This window comes from Solibacillus kalamii, assembly GCF_002174535.1.
Lineage (GTDB): Bacteria > Bacillota > Bacilli > Bacillales_A > Planococcaceae > Solibacillus > Solibacillus silvestris.
The window spans coordinates 1-20,329 of sequence record NZ_NHNT01000005.1; the positions used below are offsets into that span (position 1 = coordinate 1).

The 20,329-nt window shown below is 35.3% G+C and carries 21 protein-coding genes; 16 read left to right on the forward strand and 5 right to left on the reverse strand.

The genetic code is table 11. The annotated features are described in order from the left end of the window. The 4 genes from CBM15_RS09030 to CBM15_RS09045 form a co-directional block, all read left to right on the forward strand. Positions 1-215, forward strand: a 215-nt coding sequence (locus CBM15_RS09030; protein WP_162287367.1) for a GNAT family N-acetyltransferase, incomplete at its 5' end; no start/stop codon positions are given. 968 nt (positions 216-1,183) lie between these two features. Beyond that, positions 1,184-2,491 (forward strand): sensor histidine kinase, encoded by a 1,308-nt coding sequence (locus tag CBM15_RS09035; RefSeq protein WP_087617216.1) that lies wholly within the window; start codon positions 1,184-1,186, stop codon positions 2,489-2,491. A 585-nt stretch (positions 2,492-3,076) separates the two neighbouring features. Next, a complete protein-coding gene (locus tag CBM15_RS09040; RefSeq protein WP_087617217.1) occupies positions 3,077-3,592 on the forward strand; it encodes a GNAT family N-acetyltransferase in 516 nt (171 codons plus the stop codon). A gap of 614 nt (positions 3,593-4,206) precedes the next feature. Next, entirely contained in the window at positions 4,207-4,647 is a 441-nt protein-coding gene (locus CBM15_RS09045) for an NUDIX hydrolase (protein WP_087617218.1), read from the forward strand. Positions 4,648-4,829: 182 nt separating this feature from the next. On the opposite strand, the gene CBM15_RS09050 is transcribed toward CBM15_RS09045, so the two are convergent. After that, on the reverse strand, positions 4,830-5,633 hold the full coding sequence (locus CBM15_RS09050) for an enoyl-CoA hydratase/isomerase family protein (protein ID WP_014823843.1): 804 nt from the start codon (positions 5,631-5,633) through the stop codon (positions 4,830-4,832). 173 nt (positions 5,634-5,806) lie between these two features. Between CBM15_RS09050 and CBM15_RS09055 the strand changes: the two genes are divergently transcribed. Together CBM15_RS09055 and CBM15_RS09060 are read left to right on the forward strand one after the other, a co-directional pair. After that, positions 5,807-6,676: a tyrosine-type recombinase/integrase gene (locus CBM15_RS09055; RefSeq protein ID WP_087617219.1), complete on the forward strand. Its 870-nt coding sequence runs from the start codon at positions 5,807-5,809 to the stop codon at positions 6,674-6,676. Positions 6,677-6,715: 39 nt separating this feature from the next. Beyond that, complete coding sequence (locus tag CBM15_RS09060; protein ID WP_087617220.1) at positions 6,716-7,120, forward strand: hypothetical protein; 405 nt, start codon at positions 6,716-6,718, stop codon at positions 7,118-7,120. 54 nt (positions 7,121-7,174) lie between these two features. Here the strand turns inward: CBM15_RS09060 and CBM15_RS09065 are convergent, their stop codons facing one another. Next, complete coding sequence (locus tag CBM15_RS09065) at positions 7,175-8,596, reverse strand: magnesium transporter CorA family protein (RefSeq protein WP_087617221.1); 1,422 nt, start codon at positions 8,594-8,596, stop codon at positions 7,175-7,177. A 277-nt stretch (positions 8,597-8,873) separates the two neighbouring features. Here CBM15_RS09065 and CBM15_RS09070 point away from each other — a divergent pair, with 277 nt between their 5' ends. Further along, the gene (locus CBM15_RS09070) at positions 8,874-9,818 is read left to right on the forward strand and encodes a tyrosine recombinase XerC (RefSeq protein WP_087617222.1); all 945 of its coding nucleotides are present in this window, start codon (positions 8,874-8,876) and stop codon (positions 9,816-9,818) included. Positions 9,819-9,944: 126 nt separating this feature from the next. On the opposite strand, the gene CBM15_RS09075 is transcribed toward CBM15_RS09070, so the two are convergent. After that, positions 9,945-11,204 carry a mechanosensitive ion channel family protein gene (locus tag CBM15_RS09075; protein ID WP_087617223.1) on the reverse strand — a complete coding sequence of 420 codons (1,260 nt, stop codon included), beginning with the start codon at positions 11,202-11,204 and terminating at the stop codon, positions 9,945-9,947. Between the two features lie 198 nt (positions 11,205-11,402). Here CBM15_RS09075 and CBM15_RS09080 point away from each other — a divergent pair, with 198 nt between their 5' ends. Together CBM15_RS09080 and CBM15_RS19355 are read left to right on the forward strand one after the other, a co-directional pair. Then, positions 11,403-11,564, forward strand: a complete 162-nt coding sequence (locus CBM15_RS09080) for a transcriptional regulator (RefSeq protein ID WP_087617224.1) — start codon at positions 11,403-11,405, stop codon at positions 11,562-11,564. After that, the gene (locus tag CBM15_RS19355) at positions 11,557-11,724 is read left to right on the forward strand and encodes a hypothetical protein (protein WP_193433775.1); all 168 of its coding nucleotides are present in this window, start codon (positions 11,557-11,559) and stop codon (positions 11,722-11,724) included. Before CBM15_RS09080 ends, CBM15_RS19355 begins: the two co-directional genes overlap by 8 nt. A 99-nt stretch (positions 11,725-11,823) precedes the next feature. Here CBM15_RS19355 and CBM15_RS09085 read toward each other — a convergent pair whose 3' ends face one another. Next, entirely contained in the window at positions 11,824-13,197 is a 1,374-nt protein-coding gene (locus tag CBM15_RS09085; protein WP_087617225.1) for a nucleoside-diphosphate sugar epimerase, read from the reverse strand. Positions 13,198-13,698: 501 nt separating this feature from the next. Here CBM15_RS09085 and CBM15_RS09090 point away from each other — a divergent pair. The 4 genes from CBM15_RS09090 (at position 13,699) to CBM15_RS09105 (ending at position 16,366) form a co-directional block, all read left to right on the forward strand. Beyond that, entirely contained in the window at positions 13,699-14,073 is a 375-nt protein-coding gene (locus tag CBM15_RS09090; RefSeq protein WP_087617226.1) for an rRNA methyltransferase, read from the forward strand. 155 nt (positions 14,074-14,228) lie between these two features. Beyond that, positions 14,229-14,768, forward strand: a complete 540-nt coding sequence (locus CBM15_RS09095; RefSeq protein ID WP_087617227.1) for an ATP-dependent exonuclease — start codon at positions 14,229-14,231, stop codon at positions 14,766-14,768. Positions 14,769-14,899: 131 nt separating this feature from the next. Beyond that, complete coding sequence (locus tag CBM15_RS09100) at positions 14,900-15,700, forward strand: PP2C family serine/threonine-protein phosphatase (protein WP_087617228.1); 801 nt, start codon at positions 14,900-14,902, stop codon at positions 15,698-15,700. A 21-nt stretch (positions 15,701-15,721) separates the two neighbouring features. Continuing rightward, positions 15,722-16,366, forward strand: coding sequence for an alpha/beta hydrolase (locus tag CBM15_RS09105; protein WP_087617229.1), 645 nt, complete (start codon positions 15,722-15,724; stop codon positions 16,364-16,366). Positions 16,367-16,406: 40 nt separating this feature from the next. Here CBM15_RS09105 and CBM15_RS09110 read toward each other — a convergent pair whose 3' ends face one another. Further along, positions 16,407-16,916, reverse strand: coding sequence for an Ltp family lipoprotein (locus tag CBM15_RS09110; RefSeq protein WP_087617230.1), 510 nt, complete (start codon positions 16,914-16,916; stop codon positions 16,407-16,409). 328 nt (positions 16,917-17,244) lie between these two features. On the opposite strand from CBM15_RS09110, the gene CBM15_RS09115 reads away from it, so the two are divergent. From CBM15_RS09115 to CBM15_RS09125, 3 genes are all read left to right on the forward strand, one after another. Beyond that, positions 17,245-17,613 carry an ArsR/SmtB family transcription factor gene (locus CBM15_RS09115; RefSeq protein WP_087617231.1) on the forward strand — a complete coding sequence of 123 codons (369 nt, stop codon included), beginning with the start codon at positions 17,245-17,247 and terminating at the stop codon, positions 17,611-17,613. After that, positions 17,606-19,777, forward strand: a complete 2,172-nt coding sequence (locus tag CBM15_RS09120) for a heavy metal translocating P-type ATPase (protein WP_087617232.1) — start codon at positions 17,606-17,608, stop codon at positions 19,775-19,777. Before CBM15_RS09115 ends, CBM15_RS09120 begins: the two co-directional genes overlap by 8 nt. Before the next feature lie 229 nt (positions 19,778-20,006). Then, entirely contained in the window at positions 20,007-20,321 is a 315-nt protein-coding gene (locus tag CBM15_RS09125; protein ID WP_087617233.1) for an ArsR/SmtB family transcription factor, read from the forward strand. Positions 20,322-20,329: the final 8 nt, after the last annotated feature.

Here is a 20,329-nt window from a genome sequence, read left to right on the forward strand (position 1 = left end):
GACAGACCTCAAAAGCAGACGAAGCAAGTGTATATACTAATGAAGATTATCGTGGAAGAGGTTATGGTGTAGATGTTACAACAGCTTGGGCTGCAGAGGTAAAAAAACAAGGGCGAATTGCACTTTATAGCACTTCATGGGATAATTTTGCATCCCAATCTTTGGCAAGGAATCTAAAATTGGTACAGTATGGAACAGATATTCTACTGAGCTGATGTAACCGTAAAAACAGGATTGCTTATTCCACTAACAGGGGCTTTATTTGAATAACGATCTTCAACAATCAGGCGCGATACTTCAATAAGAAAATCGCGTTTTTCCGTTATAGGGCCATATTGTTGAATAAAACATTTTATGCTGTAAGGTTTCCAAACGACGTTTTAGAATTATATTACTTATGTTATATTTTGATATAGATCATTCTAAGTTTGGTGTGAACTTGTTTTGAAAAGATCTTTTATTAACGTATTATTAATTGTGTTAATTGCAGCTATTGAATTTGGTAAAAGTATGGGAGCTATTGTTTTACCGATTTTGGCTAGTCCTAATTTTATTAACTTGGGGTATTTTTTTGGACAAATACATTTTGGACTTATGAAATGCTGTTAAACCAACAGTTCTTGGATTTTCCTTTAAATATTAATTCATAAAGCTTTTTATCGTTCCTATACTTCAATTACAATGGCTTTAGCTGAAAAACTTTATTGTACAATTGGGCGCTATTATTGTAGATTTTTATTTATGAAAGGTTACTAACCATGTTTGAGGATAAAAATAAGTGAATGCCAGGGGATTTTTCCTTGACTTTATCTATTGTCAAATTAAATAGATTAATTAGCAGTATTCTAAAGAAATTGGATTAACTTTGCGGAAAAAATAAATAATTACATTCTTTGATAATATAAAAGTTTTTTTGGACAAAAGGATTTAGAACATTTATACTGTTTTTTGTTCCTTTATATCGAATTAATATTAATTAGATTTTATAACAGATTACTAATTAAAAGGTAAGGACTTAATGGAATTAAAGTGTTTTTCATTGATACAATGAATAAAGAAATTAAATGAAATAGCCCTTATTTCATCAGTCGGTGGGATGGGCTATTTCATTTTTGGAAAAATAATTTAATTGTTTAATTTGCAGCAAAATTTTTATTTTATAGAAAGGAAGTATTGTTTTGATATGAAACGTTTTAAATTAAAGCTAATTATAGTGTTATCTATCGTATTAGTCACATTCTTTATTGGAATAAGTATCTATACTTCCTATACAAAGATTGAAGATACAGTGGAAGAGGCGATTGCTAACCAAAATCTTGAAGCTGCCAAATCCATCGCAAAGGCCATTGATCTGGAAACGTATGAGCGATTTTTAAAAGAACGGAATCGTGATGAAGATTATTGGACAATACGACATTATTTGAATGATGCCCGAGAAAAACTAGGTGTATTATACGTCTATACTATGGAAATAGACAATCCTACTACATCGAAGGTTTTAATTGTAGGTCATCCTGAAAACAAGGATAATCCAAATGATTTTCTAATAGGTGAAGCTTGTACAGTACCGGAAGCCCAAGTGAAATTAGCGTATGAGGAAGGAAAACAATTTGTAACAGAGATACTAGAAGATACGAAATATGCTCATCATTATATAACGGTTGGGACTCCTATTATGAATGAAAAAGGGGAAATCATTAGCTATCTTAGCATTGATATTAGTACGGATACACTTGACGGGATTAAAGAAACAGTTATTAATAGTAATATTGTTCTATTAGTACTCAGTGGACTTTTTGTTATTATTGTTATTATTTCTTTCTTCCTTTTACAAAAGTGGTATCAAAAAGAAGTTGGAACTACTGAGTCTACATATCAAAAGGAAATTAAAACGTTAATTGCTTCTGTCTCATCATTAAGGCACGATTATATTAATCATATCCAAGTTTTGCATGGATTTCTTCATTTAGGTGAAGTAGATCAAGCGACAAAGTATGTCGATTCTTTGTCTAAAGACATACAGGCAATTGAATCCATTAAATTGAATCTTGATCACCCGGGATTAGCAATACTACTGCAAACAAAAAAAGTAACATGTCAAAACAAACAAATTGATATACAGATAACCGTTGATGATAATCCATATGATAACATAAAAACGATTGATTTAATCAATATACTATCGAACATAATTGATAATGCGATAGAAGCGACAATGGAGTTGCCAGAGGAACAACGTAAAATTACAGTTAGCTGTAAAGCAGACGAGTTATATTATACGTTCTCGATTACGAACGCTGGGCGAAAGCTACCTGACATAAATCGAATTTTTAAACAAGGCTACTCAACGAAAAAAGTAGAGAAAGGAAGAGTTAGAGGACAAGGTTTGTTTATTGTTAAAGAAACAATTAATAAATACAATGGAACGATTACATTTGATACAATAAACGAAAAAGAGACAATAGCGATTGTGAAAATCCCTAATAAGTAAATAGTAAAAGGTTGTGGTACAAATTCAAATGACGTGCCATAGCCTTTTTTAGTGGAAAAGAAAGTATAAACTCTTTAAGCGGTGTCTAGAGCAAGTCGTCCATAAGCCCGAAATATAAAAATAGTGCACTGTTACGGTACGCACGACGAATAGCGTGCTAGCCGAAAATTTTCCGGCTAATTGTATTTTCAGCTGCTTTCGCAATGGTATTTTAACCGAAGGAAGGTGAACGATCAATCCAATCAAAAAATTCATCAATTATCGGTTTTGCCGCAGTCGTATATGTCTCCATTGAGAAGACAAAGTGATTTTATAGTTATTCCATTAAAGGCCACGATATTTCAAAAAGAAGATCGCGTATTTCCGTTATAGGGCCAGATTGTTGAATAATTGTGATTATATTTTTTAAAAATTTACAGGATAATTATGGAATGCTAAACTTAGTTAGCCCTTGATAAAAGAGTGCAACGTTATTGTCTCTTTTTTGAGGAGTATATAAATGGGGGTAGTTGCCATTAAGATATCCTATTTTTATTTTGTTTTAGCCAATTAAATGGCCTTCAAATTATGATAGGAGTGTTGTTTATGCTAGGCATAACCACTGATAGATTAAAGATGATTCCCCTGAAAGCAGAAAACTTGGGATTATTAATTAAAGATCAAAAACAACTGGAATCAAATTTATCATTAAATGAATCGAGTAGTATTCTTAGTCAAGAAATTAAGCAAGCTATGGAAGTTAGACTTTCAAAGGTTTTGACTGATGAGAAAAATTATTTTTGGTGTACCAATTGGATCATTGTTTCGAAAGATATAAACGAGATTATCGGAGGAATAATGATAAAGGGAATTCCTAATGATAATGGTGAAGTAGTGATTGGGTATTACACTCTCTTTGAACATCAAGGAAATGGTTTTATGACTGAAGCTGTTATTAAATTGAAAAATTGGTTGTTAAAACAGGCAAATGTTATTTATATCATTGCTGATACAGAAAAAGATAATATTGCATCGCACAGAGTATTAGAAAAAACCGGTGCCGAAATGTATAAAGAAACTGAAGAATTGTTCTTTTGGAGATTTTCTGCAAGTAAATCCTGATAGTCTCCAATTATAATTAAAGGTTTTTCAATTAAAGGGCGCGATTCTTCAATAAGTAGATCGCGTTTTTCCGTTAAAGGGACATATTGTGGAATAAATAATATTTAGAAAGATTTGTTGAGGAAAATAATCTTTAAAATTCCCCAAAACAACGCTTTGAGAATTTAACTATCTATTTACTATGTTCTTACAAATAGATACACTGATAACAATGGAATTATTTATCTTTTTATAGTGAGGTCTGTGAAATGATAAAACTAAAAAAACTCTTCTGATTATAGGTTTTTTGTTTATGTTGTTATATAGTATCTATGTTTCCGGATATTCAACATCTGCTATTTTTAAATATGCCTTACTTATAGGAGTGTTCTTTTGGTTAGTAGAATTACTCATTCAAATAGTAGAATACTCTGTTTCTTTTGTTAAGAAGATTCAAACGAAAAATAAAATGTAGTACTAAAAATGTAAATACAAAAAACATTCTTAAATGAAAGTTTAGAAACACAGTTAAACGGTTTTCAACAATCGGGCGCATATCTGCAGAAAAAAATACGTCTACGAAATGAAATCGACCAAGTCTTTAAGGATAAAGTATAAATTTTAGGGAGGATTTTATGTTTGTAGTAAATGTAGAAGGGGCAATTCGTCGCAATGAGAAATGGCTTTTAATCCGCAGAAGTGAAAAGGAGGAGCATGCTGGTGGAGGCCTCTCATTAGTAGGAGGAAAGTGTGAAATTGAAGGGGATTCGTCTGATATTCTAGAAAGAACATTAAAACGAGAAGTTTTTGAAGAAGTAGGTAGCGAAATTACAGGCATTAAATATGTAAACAGCTCCTCCTTCGTGACAGAATCAGGAATAAATGTAATTGATATCGTTTTCCTATGTCATCATAAATCTGGAGAACCTTACGCTAAAAGTACTGAAGAAGTGGATGGTGTTATTTGGATGACAACATCAGAGATTCTGGCACATACGGAACTACCTTTATTTCTAAAAGAAAACATTAAACTTGCAGAGAAAAAACTACAAGATAATATGCAGGTGAAATATTAATTTGGTCCCAATAGAATATTCGCATTTATAAAAATAATACTAGATAAATAAAGAACCAACTGTATTAATCTAACTTTGTTTCAAAACAGTTGGCTTCTGTAAAAAATAAGCGTTTACAACTTACTTTTAATCAATCTTTATTAAAAAGCTACAAACTGCCTCCACAAAATGGAGGCAGTTTTTTATTGTTTTGGAAGCTGTCTTGTGAAAACCGGCTGACGTTTTTCTACAAATGCCCGGACACCTTCTGAAAAGTCTGTTTCAGACACAAATGGTGTTGAACCTTCCCATAATACAGGGGCAGAATCGACGCATTCTTTTACGGAGCGTTTTACTGCTACTAACGAATCCGGAGACATGCCGGCAACAAGCTTACCCATACGGATTGCAAAACGGTTCAAATCTTTTTCAGCAACTAAATAATTAAGCATTCCGGCTTTAAACGCTTCTTCTGCTTTATACATGCGTCCTGTAAATACAAAGTCTTTCGTTGCGGATGGTCCGACCAGATCGACTAGACGCTTTGCAAATTTATTATTCAATGTTATGCCGAGCTTACCGACCGGAATCCCCATTTTCGCTTTGTCCGATCCGATACGTATATCACATGCGAGGGCAAGCTCCAGTCCTGCACCCATTGCCGGACCGTTAATAACACCGATTACTGGGATCGGTAAATTTTCTATCGTGGAAATGGTTCTTTCCATATGCACAAAAGCTTCTTCTGCTTTCTCCAACGAAATCGAATTAAATTCTTTAATATCCGAGCCTGCTGTAAAGTTCTCGCCGGAGCCGCGCAACAGCAACACTTTATTTTTTGGATTTTCCAATGTGCGCAATGCAATTTTTGCAAGCTGATCCCACATATTCGCCGTTAATGCATTTTTAAGTTGCGGGCGATGAATTGTAATAATGGCGAGCCCCGCAGTTTCCTGATAAATGATTTTTGCTTCTTCCGCTTCAAGTCTTGTCGTACGTACTTGCATTAAATAGACCCCCTTAACTATATATACCTAGTCATTATAGACGAAAAAATATACAATAACATGCAATCTGGACGGTTCCAGTAAATTTAACGAATTTTCAGCAATTTCCTGTATGAAATCCGTATAACTCTTACCTCTGTGCATGATACAATACAAAGAAAGGGGCGTAAAATATGGAAAAAATCCAACCGTATGTTAAAGCGTTTACTGCTTATTTAAAGTCTTTAAATAAATCTTTTCATACAACGAAACAATATACATTGGATGCAAAGCAATTCGCGGAAATTATCCAGCATGAAAGTAAAATCAATGAAGCATTGCAACTTTATTCAAAAATAATTCAGGAAAAATATCCTTCGTTCAATTCGGTCAACCGCAAATTCGCATCGATTCGCCATTTCCTTACTTTTCTGCAGCTGCGCGGTGTGATTTCTGTATATAATGAAGAAATCATCGCCCCATTGTCAAAACAGGAAACGGAACTGAATGTGCTGAAGGAAAAGCAGTTCAATCGGGCCTTAGCCTATTGGCCGAAGCAATATGAAATTGCCTTGAATGAGGAACATGAATGGCTCGCATTACGCAATACGGTCATCGTTTTTACAGTTGCTGAGCTTGGTATTAAGCCAGCCGAACTTGTGCGCATGGAATGGAAGCATATTAACACCGAAAAAAATGAAATTATTGTACTGGCATCGAAAAGTTACCGTGTTTTACAGTGTTCGAAAAAACTGCTGGAATTGCTCGAGGACTATAAACGCCATACTTTGGAATTCATGCCGCTAACCGAAAATTCCTCATATGTTTGGCTCGGTGTCGGCAATAAAATGGGGGAACCGGTCACCGTCAAAACGATTGAACGGATTTTTAAGGCGATGTCCGAGCAGCTCCAATTTAAAGTGACCGCCACAAATATGCGTTACCACGCCATTCAAAAACTGCTAACAAAAAATGAGGATCCAAAAGTTTTGTACGAGCAATTCGGCTACGCGAGAAAAGGTGTCTTGCTTGAGCGAGAACAGCGCTTCCCGAAAAATAGCTAGTAAATAATATAATTGATGAAAGATTGAGAGGGAGAAATAATGGCGATATCGATGATGGAAGCCTATACGATCGAATTACTGAAAAACCACCCTTATACATTTGAACAAATTAAATACTTTATTGAAAATGATGAACTTCATTTATTAACAAATTCCTATGATATCGATACAGATAGTTTGAGAATTTTATTAAAAGAAAATGCTCAAGAAATGGAACAGGCTTTTGCGGGGAACTATGAAGTGAAATTTGTAACGATGAACGGGTTGAAAAACTTGCTGCGCATGCGTTTTCAAATTTCCGATGACCAATATGAACTGCTGGCGGAGGGGAACGGTCTGCATTTTTTACAAGTCGATTCGATTACCGAGCAACAAATTCGGGGAATGCTTTCTTCAAACTGGAAAGTAGAGCGGAACGGCGAACAGATTACACTATATGTCTAAGGTTAATAAATATGGGGTTATGGGTGCAGTCAGTTGACTATCCCCATAACCCCATTATCTTTGACGTCGCCTATTCACTTTACCGTAGTAGCTAATTGAATATTTATAAACTTGATTCAAAATAAGCAGTGCCAGCGTCAGTAAGCCGAAGACCATCAGTATAAGTGCAATCCATTCGAAAAATGTAAAACTAAAAATTTCGGATATATTAAATGGCTCTGCCAGCATCTCAATGACCAAGTTCATTCCGTATATACCGGAAATCATACTGAAAATTGTCAAAATAAATATCAGTTTATTTAACCTGTCCGTTGAACGGTCTTCCTGTATCCGATATAGTTCTTCGAGCGTTTCCTTTGTCTCGCGGTACAGTCCATCAATACGAAACGCTTTCCGGAAATAGTGCGAAATTTCTTTACCCTCTGAACGTGCCGAAACCTCTGAAAAGTAATACCTGGATGCGAATTTCGTAATCTGTTCAATTAATTCCTCTACAATATCCTTATCTTTCGAAAACTTCAATTCACTATGTTCAAATACGAGTTTCAACAACATCAGCTTATAAAAATAGTGGATAAGCAATGTATAGTAAGAAACAGAATGAAAGCTGTTCAAATATTTCTTCATGCTTTCATCGTTTACGGACAAAAGGTGAATATGGCCTTGCAATGTAGTTATAATATGAAATTTCGGTGCCCATCTTTCGTAGCAATGCTCCTGCACAAAGCGTTCAATATACTCTTCATTTGAACTTGATATATAGGGATCCCCATTCTTGTCACGTCCGTTTAACTGTCCTGCTCGATACAGTAAATGTTCGTCGATTTCAGCGTCTTCTTCCAAATGAAAAAAAGCACTGACATACATCCGCTCATCTTCGAAAAACGGTATTTTACTTATATTTTTATGAATCGATGAATAGTCGACAAAAAACTGTTCTAAAAAAGGTGCAATTTTCTTTAATAATAATTCATCTGTATTATAAAAGACAAAATTGTCGTAAGTAATTTCTGTACCTAGCTCTTCATCAATTTTCGGCTGCAATACTCTAAAAAAATGACCGAATGATAACGCGGCATTTAAATCCACATCGTCTGCCAATTGTATCCTCACCGCTAAAATTCCGATCCCAAATGGACAAAGATTGATATCCGCGCTCAATAATGTAAATGGAATGTCATCAAATGCTGTCTTCATTTTTCCATCACAAAGAATTTTTTTGGAGTAGCGGTTAAAGTTTCGTACGGAAATCTCGTTATTCAATAATTTCTCTTCCATGAAAGGATAAAAGAATTGCTTTAACAATTGGTGGGAAACTTCGATATCCGGACCGTAAAGTGTTTCGTTGAATTCCTCTTCATCGATAGTAAAATGATAAAATTTGTTGCGTTTTAATATTTGCTGTAATTTTACAAAATCGTACTGTCGATAATTGAAAGGATAATAAAAAACATAGTGGGTTTTTAGCGAATTCATCCTTTCACCTCCTGGAACATCTATTCCCAAAATCCGATAAATTTAACCAAAAGCTGAGATGACAAAAAACGCGCTCAGACGATTCGACATGGAATACCATCCACGAATCGACATTTCACTTCGTCTGAGGGCGAAATCACGAAACGAGAACATTTGTTCCTTTATATTGTCGAAAAACCACTTAAATCTTCTAATTTAGCAAAAATGTTCCCAAATATAAATTTGGGAACATTTTTTATGCTATAATTAGAGCTAAATAGAGGGGGATTGGACGAAAATGCAGCTGCCGAAATTTTTACGTGATTTTTTAATATACTTAACAACGATTACGGGAAAGTCGCAAAGAACCCGAAAAGAATATGAATATGATCTTATTTTATTTATGCGTTTCCTTAAAGCGATTGAAGAAGATATTCCGTTAGACCGTTTACATACAATCGACATTTCGACTATTACAATTGACCAAATAAAAGAAGTGTCTCTGGAAGATTTATATTTATTTATGGAATATTGCGAAGTACAGCGAGGTAACTCCTCATCAGCCCGCGCACGCAAAGTCGCAACTTTAAAATCCTTTTTTAAATATTTAAAAGGGAAACGTCGTCTAATTGATGAAAACCCGGCTGAACATTTGGAAACACCAAAAATTGGCCAACGCCAGCCAGTTTACTTAAATTATAATGAGGCAAAGGATTTTATCGGCGCAGTACAGACACAGTCATATTGTGCACGCGATGAATGCATGATGGTTTTTTTCCTGAATCTTGGCATTCGTGTATCCGAGTTATGCTCACTCAATATCGATTCTATTAATGGCCGTATGCTGACGGTAATCGGGAAAGGGAATAAAGAACGTCATGTGTATTTAAATGATGCCTGTATGAATGCATTGGATAAGTATTTACAGGAGCGGCATGCGTATAAAGGGGACGGGAAAGAACCGCTGTTCATTTCCCAAAAAGGGACACGATTTGCGAGACAGTCGATTGCACGAATCGTGAAAGTCATCAATGCAAACAGTCATTCACCGAAAGAGAAGCTGACACCGCATAAACTTCGACATACATCCGCGACAATGATGTATAAATCCGGAGCGGACATTCGGACACTGCAGCATATTCTTGGTCACTCCAGTGTCGCGACAACACAAATCTATACACATATCGAAGACGAACAAATTCAAGAAGTACTTAAAAACAATCCGTTCAATAATTTATTATAATAATATTATGTAAACTAGATGAATATACGAGATATCTAACAGGAAGCGCGATAGGAGCCCGCATGTTTGAGTCAAAAAAATAGCCATTTCTTATGAAAAGAAAATGGCTATTTTTAAAGCGATCAATTAATTTGATTCACCTTCATGATTATTGAATTGTAGGGAACTCATCGCTTTAAAGTCATTGCCCGTCGGATTTTGGAATAGTCGAAGGTCAAATTCTGATGCAATGGCAAAGAGGTGGTCGAAAATATCAGATTGTATAGATTCATATACGGCCCAATTGATATCATTTGAAAAAGCATAAATTTCAATTGGTAAACCATATTCATTCGGAGCCAATTGTCTTACCATCGTTGTCATTTCTTTATGAATGCCTGGATGATTTTTTAAGTAATTACTAATATATGTTCGGAATAAACCGACATTAGTCAGTGCTCTGCCATTTACCTGATTGCTAGTATCGATCCGATGCTTGATATTATATTCAGTAATCTCACGCTGTCTCGTATCAATATAGTCCGTAAGATAATGGATGTTCCGTAACTTCTCGATCTGATCCCTCGAGCAGAACGCAATACTTGTTGTATCAATAAATAAGGAACGTTTGATCCTTCTCCCACCAGTTACTTGCATACCTCTCCAGTTTTTAAAAGAGTCCGAGATTAGTGCATAACTTGGAATCGTCGTAATCGTTTTATCAAAATTCTGTACTTTCACAGTGTTTAACGAAAGGTCAATGACATCCCCATCCGCACCGTATTTCGGCATTTCAATCCAATCACCTACACGCACCATATCGTTTGATGTTAATTGAATCCCTGCAACAAGCCCTAATAAGGAATCTTTAAAAACGAGCAGCAAGACAGCTGACAGTGCACCTAGCCCACTTAGAATAATGAGCGGATTTTTACCAATTAAGTTCGCGATGATCAATATAATCCCCAGGACATAGACAATAATTTTCGCTACTTGAATATAGCCTTTAATCGGCTGAACTTTTGAAATTTCATACGTCATATAAATTTCATGAAAAGCATTCAATAAACTGCCTATTAGACTTATTACGACGATTATGATATACGTAATGGCCCCTTTTTCGATGAGGTCCTGATACGTAAAAGCTTCAGCAAAATGATAAATAATAATCGCCGGAACGATATGAGATAACTTGTGGAATACTTTCTTTTCTAAAAGGATGTTATCCCACGTATATTTGTTATTATTCACAATATGTGTAATAAATCTGATGACAATCTTTTTAGTTATAAAGTTTGCCAATAAACAAAGGAGCACGATAAAAATAATCATGATTCCTACTGAGAGATACTCAGCAACTATTGGATTTACTCCAAAATCGATTAGTTTTTTATAAATAAGTTTCATTAAATTCCTCCCGCCTCCTATGGTAACAAAGATGTCGATGAGATGAAATTATTGTCTACTGCGGTTTCCCGAAAAGAACGGTCGTCGATAATGTTCAAAAGTAAAATAAAATTCAGATAATTCATTGACACTGTTTACAAACTGTTATATATTTAATTTACAAATAAAAACTGTTATATAACAAAGGAGAGAAGACCAATGAGTTATTTTGAAAAAGGGTATCAGATGTATGTAGAGAAATGTGAACAGTTCGGATTGCAGCCGGTTAATTTCCGATATTATGTGAATCAGCTTTCACATCAGCAATTACTTGCTTATAATGGCTATGCAATGGAACAGGAGATGAGACAACATGATTAGTCCTCAAACCGAAACAGTATATTATAAGGATGTAATGCTGATTCATTCGATTGAGCTTGTGAACATTCACTATATCCAGCCTGATCTGACGATGGAAATGTCTTATCTGTCTGCAAATTACGCCATGCTGCATCGAGGTGTTTATGAAATTACAACTTAATCGACTGTATTAAATCAATCTACAAATATATTGTAGGTTGATTTTTGTTTTTAAAACAAAAAAAGCTGCTTCGTAATGGTGATACAAAGCAGCCTTGTATTAATCAAGTAAATAATTTTCAATTCGCAAAAACTCTTCCTCATCAATATTGTCCATATATTTATACAGCAAATCGAGATCAACTTTAATTTCGTCTTTATGCGTTAAATAAAACTGCTCTGTTAAATGAGAAATTATTAACGGAACCGCTTTTTGATGGTTAAACCGGTGCAAATAAGTTGATAAAAAATCAGCGTTAACCGCGATATCCGTATTCTGGCCTAGCGCATTGAAATCGACATAATTAAGATGCGCTGTTAAAAACTGTTCCGTTAAATGCACATTATATTGGCAAATATATGACCAATCCAGCTCATTTCGGTATTTATTTAGCCAGTGCAGCTCCGCGATTGCTGAAAATAACTGCTTTTGTTCTTCATTGTAGGCCTTAAATTTTTTATCCATTTCGGCATTTGTTAAGCGTCTATCCCCATACCGATTATACTTCTGACTGACAAGGGAAGGGATTCCTTTAACTAAGTGCTCACTTCCAGCCCATTTATAAGATCCGCGGTCATATTCAAATAGCTGCAAATCCATATCCGGGATGTCATCGGCTTCCGGTAAATAGATTAGCTCAAAGGAGTTATAAAAGGCATTGCTTTCGATAAAATCATCCAGCTGATCGACAAAATCCGGATTCAGACGCTTTTTGTTGGCCATTAACGTTGTCACTAAATAACGTTTTAAGGACATCGACAACCGCGCAAGTACCGGCTTGTTATACTGGAGCGCTTCCAGATCCACTTCCGGCAAATAATCGATTAGAAACTGCTCTGATAAAAGCGGATTCGCGTAACAAACATACGTAAACGGCAAGTATTGAAAATAAGCTGTTAAGCGGGATGGATGCAACTGGACTGCTTGATTGCACCACTTCCTATAAGCTTCCAAAAATACACGGTCATATGGAAGTTGCTCATAAATGGTCTCATCATTGGTCTCAAGCTTTTTCACAACAGACAAATCGTTAAAATCATCTACTGAAAACTGTGTAGGGAACGGAATTTCCTGAAAAGCCTTATTTAAATGGAAGGCTTCTTTCGGCTTAGTCGAGACAAAACTGTATGTTCCGATGGCTCCGCGTTCTTCCAGTAAAATATAGGCAAGTTCCTGGCGTTCATCCCGTGTTAACTCACAGTCTTTCGGAAACTTTACAGCCGCAAAATACTGCGCTTTTGCCAAGTCATAGAAAAACTTGTAGTCGCCTTCTTTCGTATAAGGTTCCTTTGATTCATTTTGCTGCCAGTAGAGGAGGGCACCTTGTATCGGACTTCTATTTGAAAACGTAATATTGGCGATTGAAAAAATATTTTGCGCTATTGCGTCATCATACAGAACTTTTATAAACTCAATCTTTTTGATTTTTAGCATGTAAGACACCTCCGTTTCTACTATTATATACTTGAACGATAAAAATTCCGAAAAAAAAGTCTGCAAATAAGGTTTAAGGATGTTTTAACGTGGTATATTACTTGTAAGTAAAGTTGCGGTCACTGAAGAGTAGACAGTAAGTTAACCACTAGTTTAGATTGTTTATATGATGATTTCTATTAGCTTCGTTGTATGCGTTTATCAAGCAACATTTACAGTTTATTTTAGGCAATTAATGAACAAAATGCTTTAACGAAGATTTTCGAAAGATGCCAAGCAAAATTAGGCGAGCGAAATGCATACACGAATTGAGATATACCATTGAAAATTTCAGCTCAAACGTTTTATAAAAGTTAAACTAACGTACAAAACATTACAACTTAATATGCAATGCCGACCGCAACTTTACCCCTTTACACTCCTTATGCCATAAGGAGTGTTTTCATTTGCCCGATAATGGCTATATAATATACGTAATGAATTGGTGATAGGAGAATGACGATGTGGAAGATACATAACGGGAAACTGATCCAAACAACGGATGAATCAAGAATCCGGTATAAAACGCGAATGAGCGCGGCGATAATAAACAGCTTAAAACAGCTTGCCGAAAAATATGATACCCATATCGGCTATTTATTGGAAAATGGTTATAGTAATTTAATTGAATCCGGTACCATTGCTTATGATAAAAAAAACCGGCCAAAAGATCGCATCGAATTTCGGACAACATGCGATAAAGAATTACTGGATAGCCTGAAGGAATTTGCAAAACAGCATAACCTGAATTTAAACGATGTCATCGAAGCAAGCGTTGCGTATATCAATTATGAGGATGTAAAGCATACAAATTGGCGTTACCGTGTGGAAGTTTAATAAGACAAATGATAAAGGCAATTGGAAAATCCGATTGCTTTTTTATTATTTGTATAAAATTCATTTCCTTATTTTTTCCAAATTATTGAAAAATGGTCCATTATACATTAAATTTATAGTATAAAGATATTTTTTAAGAGGGGATGAGAACGGCCATGTTTAAAAACTATTCACCGAGACTGATTTTTGGTGTAATGGCGGTTACTTGTATCATTATTTCACCGCTGTTCGCCATATTCGTACCTATGACTGTTCCGGATTTATTTTTGACAGATCGCTCGTATTTTTATATTTATTCATTTAGAACCAATGTGAAAATTATAATCGCAGGATTTGTAATATTGGCCGCAGCTTTTGCATTGCTATGCTGGAAACGTCAAATTGCGACCTATGTGGTTAGTTTACTGCTCCTGATCGGAGGGTTGGTGACGTTGTATAGCTCAACAAGTACGTACACAGCGATTAATGAACAGGTAGTGTTTAAAAGCCAATTAATCGGCTCTCAGAAAATGCAATGGGATTCGATTGAGCGTGTTGCTTTAGAGTTTGTGCCGAATGCATTAGGCAATTATAAATTTATCGATAAATCGGGGAATGAATTAATAATTCAGGAAGATAAATCGATGGCAACGAGTTATATTTATCTAATGGCTAGTAAGAAAAACATAAAATTCGATGAGTATGAAAAGAAATAGTCATTTTCAGTCGAGAAAAAATGCTTAGCTCAATAAAGAGTTAAGCTTTTTCTTTATTTTACAAATTTTACCTTGAAGGTGATATACTATGAAAATCTATAAATTATGTGGCGTAAGGAGGTAGGTAAAAAGTGTTTAAATTCAGTTGGGTAGGGAGCGAAACGCATTTTGTTGATTTACCACATATTCAGCAATTCACCAATCTTGCAATTGGACGGTTTGGCGGTAATTCATCAGCAGGGCAATACAAAAACGAAGATGGTTGTATCGTTTGGTTGAATAAAGAGCAGGACTGGGAATTCGTTATGATTCTTGATGCTCATAACAGTTCGGAAAGTGCCGAACTAGTCGTGGAGACCTTTGTGAATGAAGAATATAACTTGATCACAATTTTAAACAAGTCACTCCCCGATGCTTTTAATGAATTGGATGATTATATCATTCAGATTTTTCAGGATCCGCATTTTTTAGCTCGTTGCCGTAAGGTGCAAGGGGAAACGGCTTGTCTTATCGTTTTTAGGAAAAACAAATATATTTGGTGGTTTTCAGTTGGTGACTGTATTCTTCATCTATTTCATCCTGAACTGGCTAATATGCATCAATATCAGCTAAATCAAAGGAATTTTTACGAGTGGATCGGGAATGTCAATACATTTGAAATGGAAGTACCATGTTACAGTACGGGGCGCAGGGAATTGCGAAAAGGGCTAAATCAGCTTTTTGTGACAACGGACGGGTTAACAGAATGCCCTCATACTTCATTTGATAACCCTCAGGAAATTATGAAGGTGTTTGACCATACCAAATCTCATTCCAATGCTGTGCGCCATCTATTAAAAGAAATTCAGGAAAACGGCGTACGGGACAGTACAACGATTGTTTCATGGAACGTGAATATCGATAAAAATGCGAGTGAACCGAGTAATAAATAAACTATTTAAGGAGGTATGTGTATGTTTAAAGTAAAAATAGGTACTATTACAGGTTATAGAGAAAAGGAAATTCCTTTTACAATATTAAGCACTGATGAGCATGCCTCAAAATTGGCGATTTTACTTCCTGGGGCCGGCTATACCGCTCAAGCACCTCTTCTTCATTATTCAACGAGTGTATTTTTACGGAAGTCTGTAGATGTGCTGCAGGTCAATTATACGTATAACGATAAGTTCTATGATCATTTCAGTATAGAAGAACTCGTTGAAGCGATTAAACATGATGTTGGTGCGGTCATAGATAACGTTTTAAAAGAAAATTCGTATGAGGACTATTATTTTGTCGGAAAATCTCTAGGTACAATTGCTATGGCATCTCTGTTGGAAAGAGAGATTTTTTATAATGCAAAAGCTGTGTGGTTAACACCGCTTCTTAATCGGGATGATGTTTTTGAATCGATGTTAAACAGTCATAACGAAAGTTTATGTTTAATTGGGGATGATGACACGCATTATAATGCGGAAAGATACAGTCAATTCGTCAATAATCCTAAGCTTGTGACAAGACTACTTGCAGGCGCGGATCATAGTTTGCAGTATAAGAGCGATCCTGTCAATTCCATTGATCTTTTAAAGACGGTAATAAAAATAATCGATGAATTTTAACGAAAAAAGCCTTCCACAAATTCGATGGAAGGCTTTCATTTTATTCTAAATTATCAATTGCGTACTGAGCTTCTTCAGGCGTAAATTTTTCACCGTATTCGGAAATCAATTGATCATAAATTGCAGAGTCAGACATTGCCATTGTTTCAGCGTATGATTTTGCTTTTTCTAATGCATTCGCTTTCCAGTCATGCTCCAGGTTATCGATTGCATATTGCGCAGCTTCTTTAGGGAAACCTTCTCCATATTCCGAAATTAACTGATCGTAAATACCTGCTTTAGACATTTGCATTGTTTCAGCATACATTTCCGCTTTTTTCAACGCAGATTTATATTCGCGCGGTACATTATCTTCTTTTGCTTCCTCTTTAGGCTCTTCTTTTACAGCTTCTTTTGGTTCTGCTGCGTTTTCTTTTGGTTCAGTTGTCGCTTCAACTTTTGTATCTGAATCCACTTCAGACGTTTCTCCGTCACTGAACACGGCAATGATTACTACAAGTATAATTAGGGCTAAGAACCCACCACAACCGAGTTTAAATACTTTTTTCAACGCGGTAAATCCTCCTTTTTGATTATAATTATATTTTACTAGTTATTTTAGTATAATAATACTGGTAATATTTATATATATAGCAAATGTTTATTATATTTCTAAATGTTTATTGTATTTCTATTATATAAGTAGAGGGAATTGAAGTTAGGGAAAGGTTTATAGAAAAAGGCACTTTTGCATTAACTTTTTCAAGAGGAAGGCTTTCTATTGGATTATTGTCGAATAAAATTAATACCTCATTCAAATATTCATTTGATTATTTGGGTAAAAAAGCATAATCTAATATATACAGTCAAACATATATTAGAATAAAGGGGTGAATAATTTGCATAAAGCAAATGATGTATGTGAAATCACATGTATAAATGAAGAAAATGTAAAATTGATTCAAAATAAATTATCTATGGAAAACCCAATAGAAGTAGCCAAAATTTTTAAAGCCTTATCAGATGATACAAGAATTAAAATTGCTTACGCCTTGTCACAAAATGAACTGTGTGTTTGTGACGTAGCCAATATTGTAGGAGCAACTACAGCTACAGCTTCACATCATTTACGATTACTTAAAAATCTCGGAATAGCAAAATACCGTAAAGAAGGGAAATTAGTTTATTATTCATTGGATGACGATCATGTAAAACAACTCATTGAAATAGCATTTGCCCATCAAAAGGAAGGTGATCGAGTTGAATAATTCAACTGAATCATTAAAGGATAAAAAAGTATTTAGAGTTGAGGGTTTTTCCTGTGCAAACTGTGCAGGGAAGTTTGAGCGCAATGTAAAAGAAATTACCGGGGTACAAGATGCAAAGGTGAATTTTGGCGCTTCAAAAATTAGCGTGTATGGTGATGCGACAATTGAGGAATTAGAAAAAGCAGGTGCTTTTGAGAATCTGAAAGTGATTCCTGATAAGCCTGTTCGCCATGAAGGAAATTTTAAGAATGAAAGTAATGAGCCTACTGAGGTAAAAGTACCCTTTTATAAAAAGCACAGCACTTTATTGTATGCCGGTCTATTTATTGTCTTTGGCTATCTTTCACAGTTTATAAACGGGGAAGCTAATCTCATCACTTCGTTATTGTTTATCACATCAATTGTTATTGGTGGATACTCTCTTTTTAAAGTCGGATTCCAAAACTTGCGTCGTCTAGATTTTGATATGAAAACTTTAATGACAGTTGCCGTTCTCGGTGCAGCGTTCATTGGTGAATGGGCAGAAGCATCGATTGTTGTGATTCTCTTTGCAATCAGCGAAGCACTTGAGCGTTATTCAATGGATAAAGCAAGACAATCAATTCGCTCATTAATGGATATCGCTCCAAAAGAGGCCCTCGTTAGAAGAAATGGTCAAGAATTAATGATTCATGTAGAAGAAATCACAGTCGGGGACATCATGATTGTAAAACCTGGTCAAAAAATTGCGATGGATGGTGTTGTCGTAAATGGTTATTCTTCTGTAAACCAGGCCGCTATTACGGGTGAATCAGTTCCTGTCGGTAAATCAGTAGATGATGAGGTATTTGCAGGTACATTAAATGAAGAAGGATTACTTGAAGTTAAAATTACAAAATTAGTTGAGGATACAACCATTTCAAAAATTATTGAATTAGTTGAGGAAGCACAAGATGAACGAGCACCATCACAGGCATTCGTAGATAAATTTGCAAAGTATTATACACCCATTATTATGGTGATCGCTGGATTAGTTGCAGTAGTGCCTCCTCTTTTCTTTGATGGTAGTTGGGAAACTTGGGTCTATCAAGGATTATCCGTTTTAGTAGTCGGTTGTCCATGTGCACTCGTAATTTCTACACCAATTTCAATTGTTTCGGCAATTGGAAATGCAGCTAAGAAGGGTGTTCTTATAAAAGGTGGCGTTTATTTAGAAGAAATGGGCACTTTAAAAGCAATCGCATTCGATAAGACAGGGACTTTAACAAAAGGTGCTCCCGTTGTAACAGATTATAAAATCTTTGAAAATAATGTCAATGAAGAAGATTTACTTGCTGTGATTACGGCGTTAGAAACACGTTCCCAACATCCACTTGCAACAGCAATTGTTAAAAAAGCAGAAAATGATTCAATTTCTTTTTCAGATGTCATAGTAGAAGACTTTACTTCAATTACAGGTAAAGGCGTTATGGGTACAATTAATGGAACAACTTATTATATTGGTAGTCCAAAATTATTTAAGGATATGGACTCGATAAATTTCAGTCACCATCTAGAACAGAATGTAACTGATCTTCAAAATCAAGGTAAAACAGTAATGGTAATTGGAACCATGCATTTAATATTAGCAATTATCGCTGTAGCAGATGAAGTCCGTGAATCGAGCAAAGAAGTAATTAATAAATTGCATCTACTTGGCGTTCAAAAAACAATCATGCTTACGGGTGATAATAAAAGAACTGCGAGGGCAATAGGTGACAATGTTGGGGTATCAGAAATACAAGCCGACTTAATGCCTGAAGATAAATTAAGTTTTATTAAAAAATTAAGATCTGAGTACGGAAATGTAGCGATGGTAGGAGACGGTGTCAATGATGCACCAGCGTTAGCAGCTTCTACAGTAGGTATTGCGATGGGTGGTGCCGGTACAGATACCGCTTTAGAAACAGCTGATGTTGCCTTAATGGGCGATGATTTAAAAAAACTTCCATTCACTGTAAAGTTAAGCCGTAAAGCATTAAATATAATTAAGGCTAACATTGCTTTTGCGATAGGTATTAAATTCCTTGCACTGCTTTTAGTAATACCAGGCTGGTTAACACTTTGGATTGCCATTCTTTCTGATATGGGGGCCACACTTTTGGTTTCATTAAATAGTTTACGGCTTATGAGAGTGAAAGAGTAATGATAAGGGCTTTCAAATTATGAAAGCCCTTTTTCATTGAAGAGGTTGAAAGGTGTCGTGTATAAGAAAGATTAATGAATGGCTTTGCTCAAACTTTATTTCAAAGTTACAGCAGTAAATAAAAAATTGAGGTTGCAAAAATAATGATCATAACATAATATAAGCATATTCTTATATATTTTTTTATGTTCTATATAAGTATATTATTATATACCTATGGAGGGTACAAATGGAGCTCGATTTAATGGAAAAACAGTTGAAGGCTGTTGCTGATGCCAATCGTTTACGTATTTTAGCGTGTCTGAAAATAGGGGAAGTATGCGTATGTGATTTTACAGACGTCCTTAATATTTCACAACCCGCTGTGAGCCAGCATTTACGTAAGCTCAAGGAGGCCGGTATTATTACAGAACGCAAAGTAGGTACGTGGAAGCATTATCGAATTCAAGAGAATCAAACTTCGTTAATGCGAAATATACTTGCTTCAATTAACGAAGATTCAACATGTGGATGTAAAATTAATAGTGAATGTGTGGAGGGCTAAAAATTGAA

Coding starts and splice junctions, on each gene's coding strand:
- CBM15_RS09035 (WP_087617216.1), top strand. CDS start 1,184: ATGAAACGTTTTAAATTAAAGCTAATTATAGTGTTATCTATCGTATTA.
- CBM15_RS09040 (WP_087617217.1), top strand. CDS start 3,077: ATGCTAGGCATAACCACTGATAGATTAAAGATGATTCCCCTGAAAGCA.
- CBM15_RS09045 (WP_087617218.1), top strand. CDS start 4,207: ATGTTTGTAGTAAATGTAGAAGGGGCAATTCGTCGCAATGAGAAATGG.
- CBM15_RS09050 (WP_014823843.1), bottom strand. CDS start 5,633: ATGCAAGTACGTACGACAAGACTTGAAGCGGAAGAAGCAAAAATCATT.
- CBM15_RS09055 (WP_087617219.1), top strand. CDS start 5,807: ATGGAAAAAATCCAACCGTATGTTAAAGCGTTTACTGCTTATTTAAAG.
- CBM15_RS09060 (WP_087617220.1), top strand. CDS start 6,716: ATGGCGATATCGATGATGGAAGCCTATACGATCGAATTACTGAAAAAC.
- CBM15_RS09065 (WP_087617221.1), bottom strand. CDS start 8,596: ATGAATTCGCTAAAAACCCACTATGTTTTTTATTATCCTTTCAATTAT.
- CBM15_RS09070 (WP_087617222.1), top strand. CDS start 8,874: ATGCAGCTGCCGAAATTTTTACGTGATTTTTTAATATACTTAACAACG.
- CBM15_RS09075 (WP_087617223.1), bottom strand. CDS start 11,204: ATGAAACTTATTTATAAAAAACTAATCGATTTTGGAGTAAATCCAATA.
- CBM15_RS09080 (WP_087617224.1), top strand. CDS start 11,403: ATGAGTTATTTTGAAAAAGGGTATCAGATGTATGTAGAGAAATGTGAA.
- CBM15_RS19355 (WP_193433775.1), top strand. CDS start 11,557: ATGATTAGTCCTCAAACCGAAACAGTATATTATAAGGATGTAATGCTG.
- CBM15_RS09085 (WP_087617225.1), bottom strand. CDS start 13,197: ATGCTAAAAATCAAAAAGATTGAGTTTATAAAAGTTCTGTATGATGAC.
- CBM15_RS09090 (WP_087617226.1), top strand. CDS start 13,699: ATGTGGAAGATACATAACGGGAAACTGATCCAAACAACGGATGAATCA.
- CBM15_RS09095 (WP_087617227.1), top strand. CDS start 14,229: ATGTTTAAAAACTATTCACCGAGACTGATTTTTGGTGTAATGGCGGTT.
- CBM15_RS09105 (WP_087617229.1), top strand. CDS start 15,722: ATGTTTAAAGTAAAAATAGGTACTATTACAGGTTATAGAGAAAAGGAA.
- CBM15_RS09125 (WP_087617233.1), top strand. CDS start 20,007: ATGGAGCTCGATTTAATGGAAAAACAGTTGAAGGCTGTTGCTGATGCC.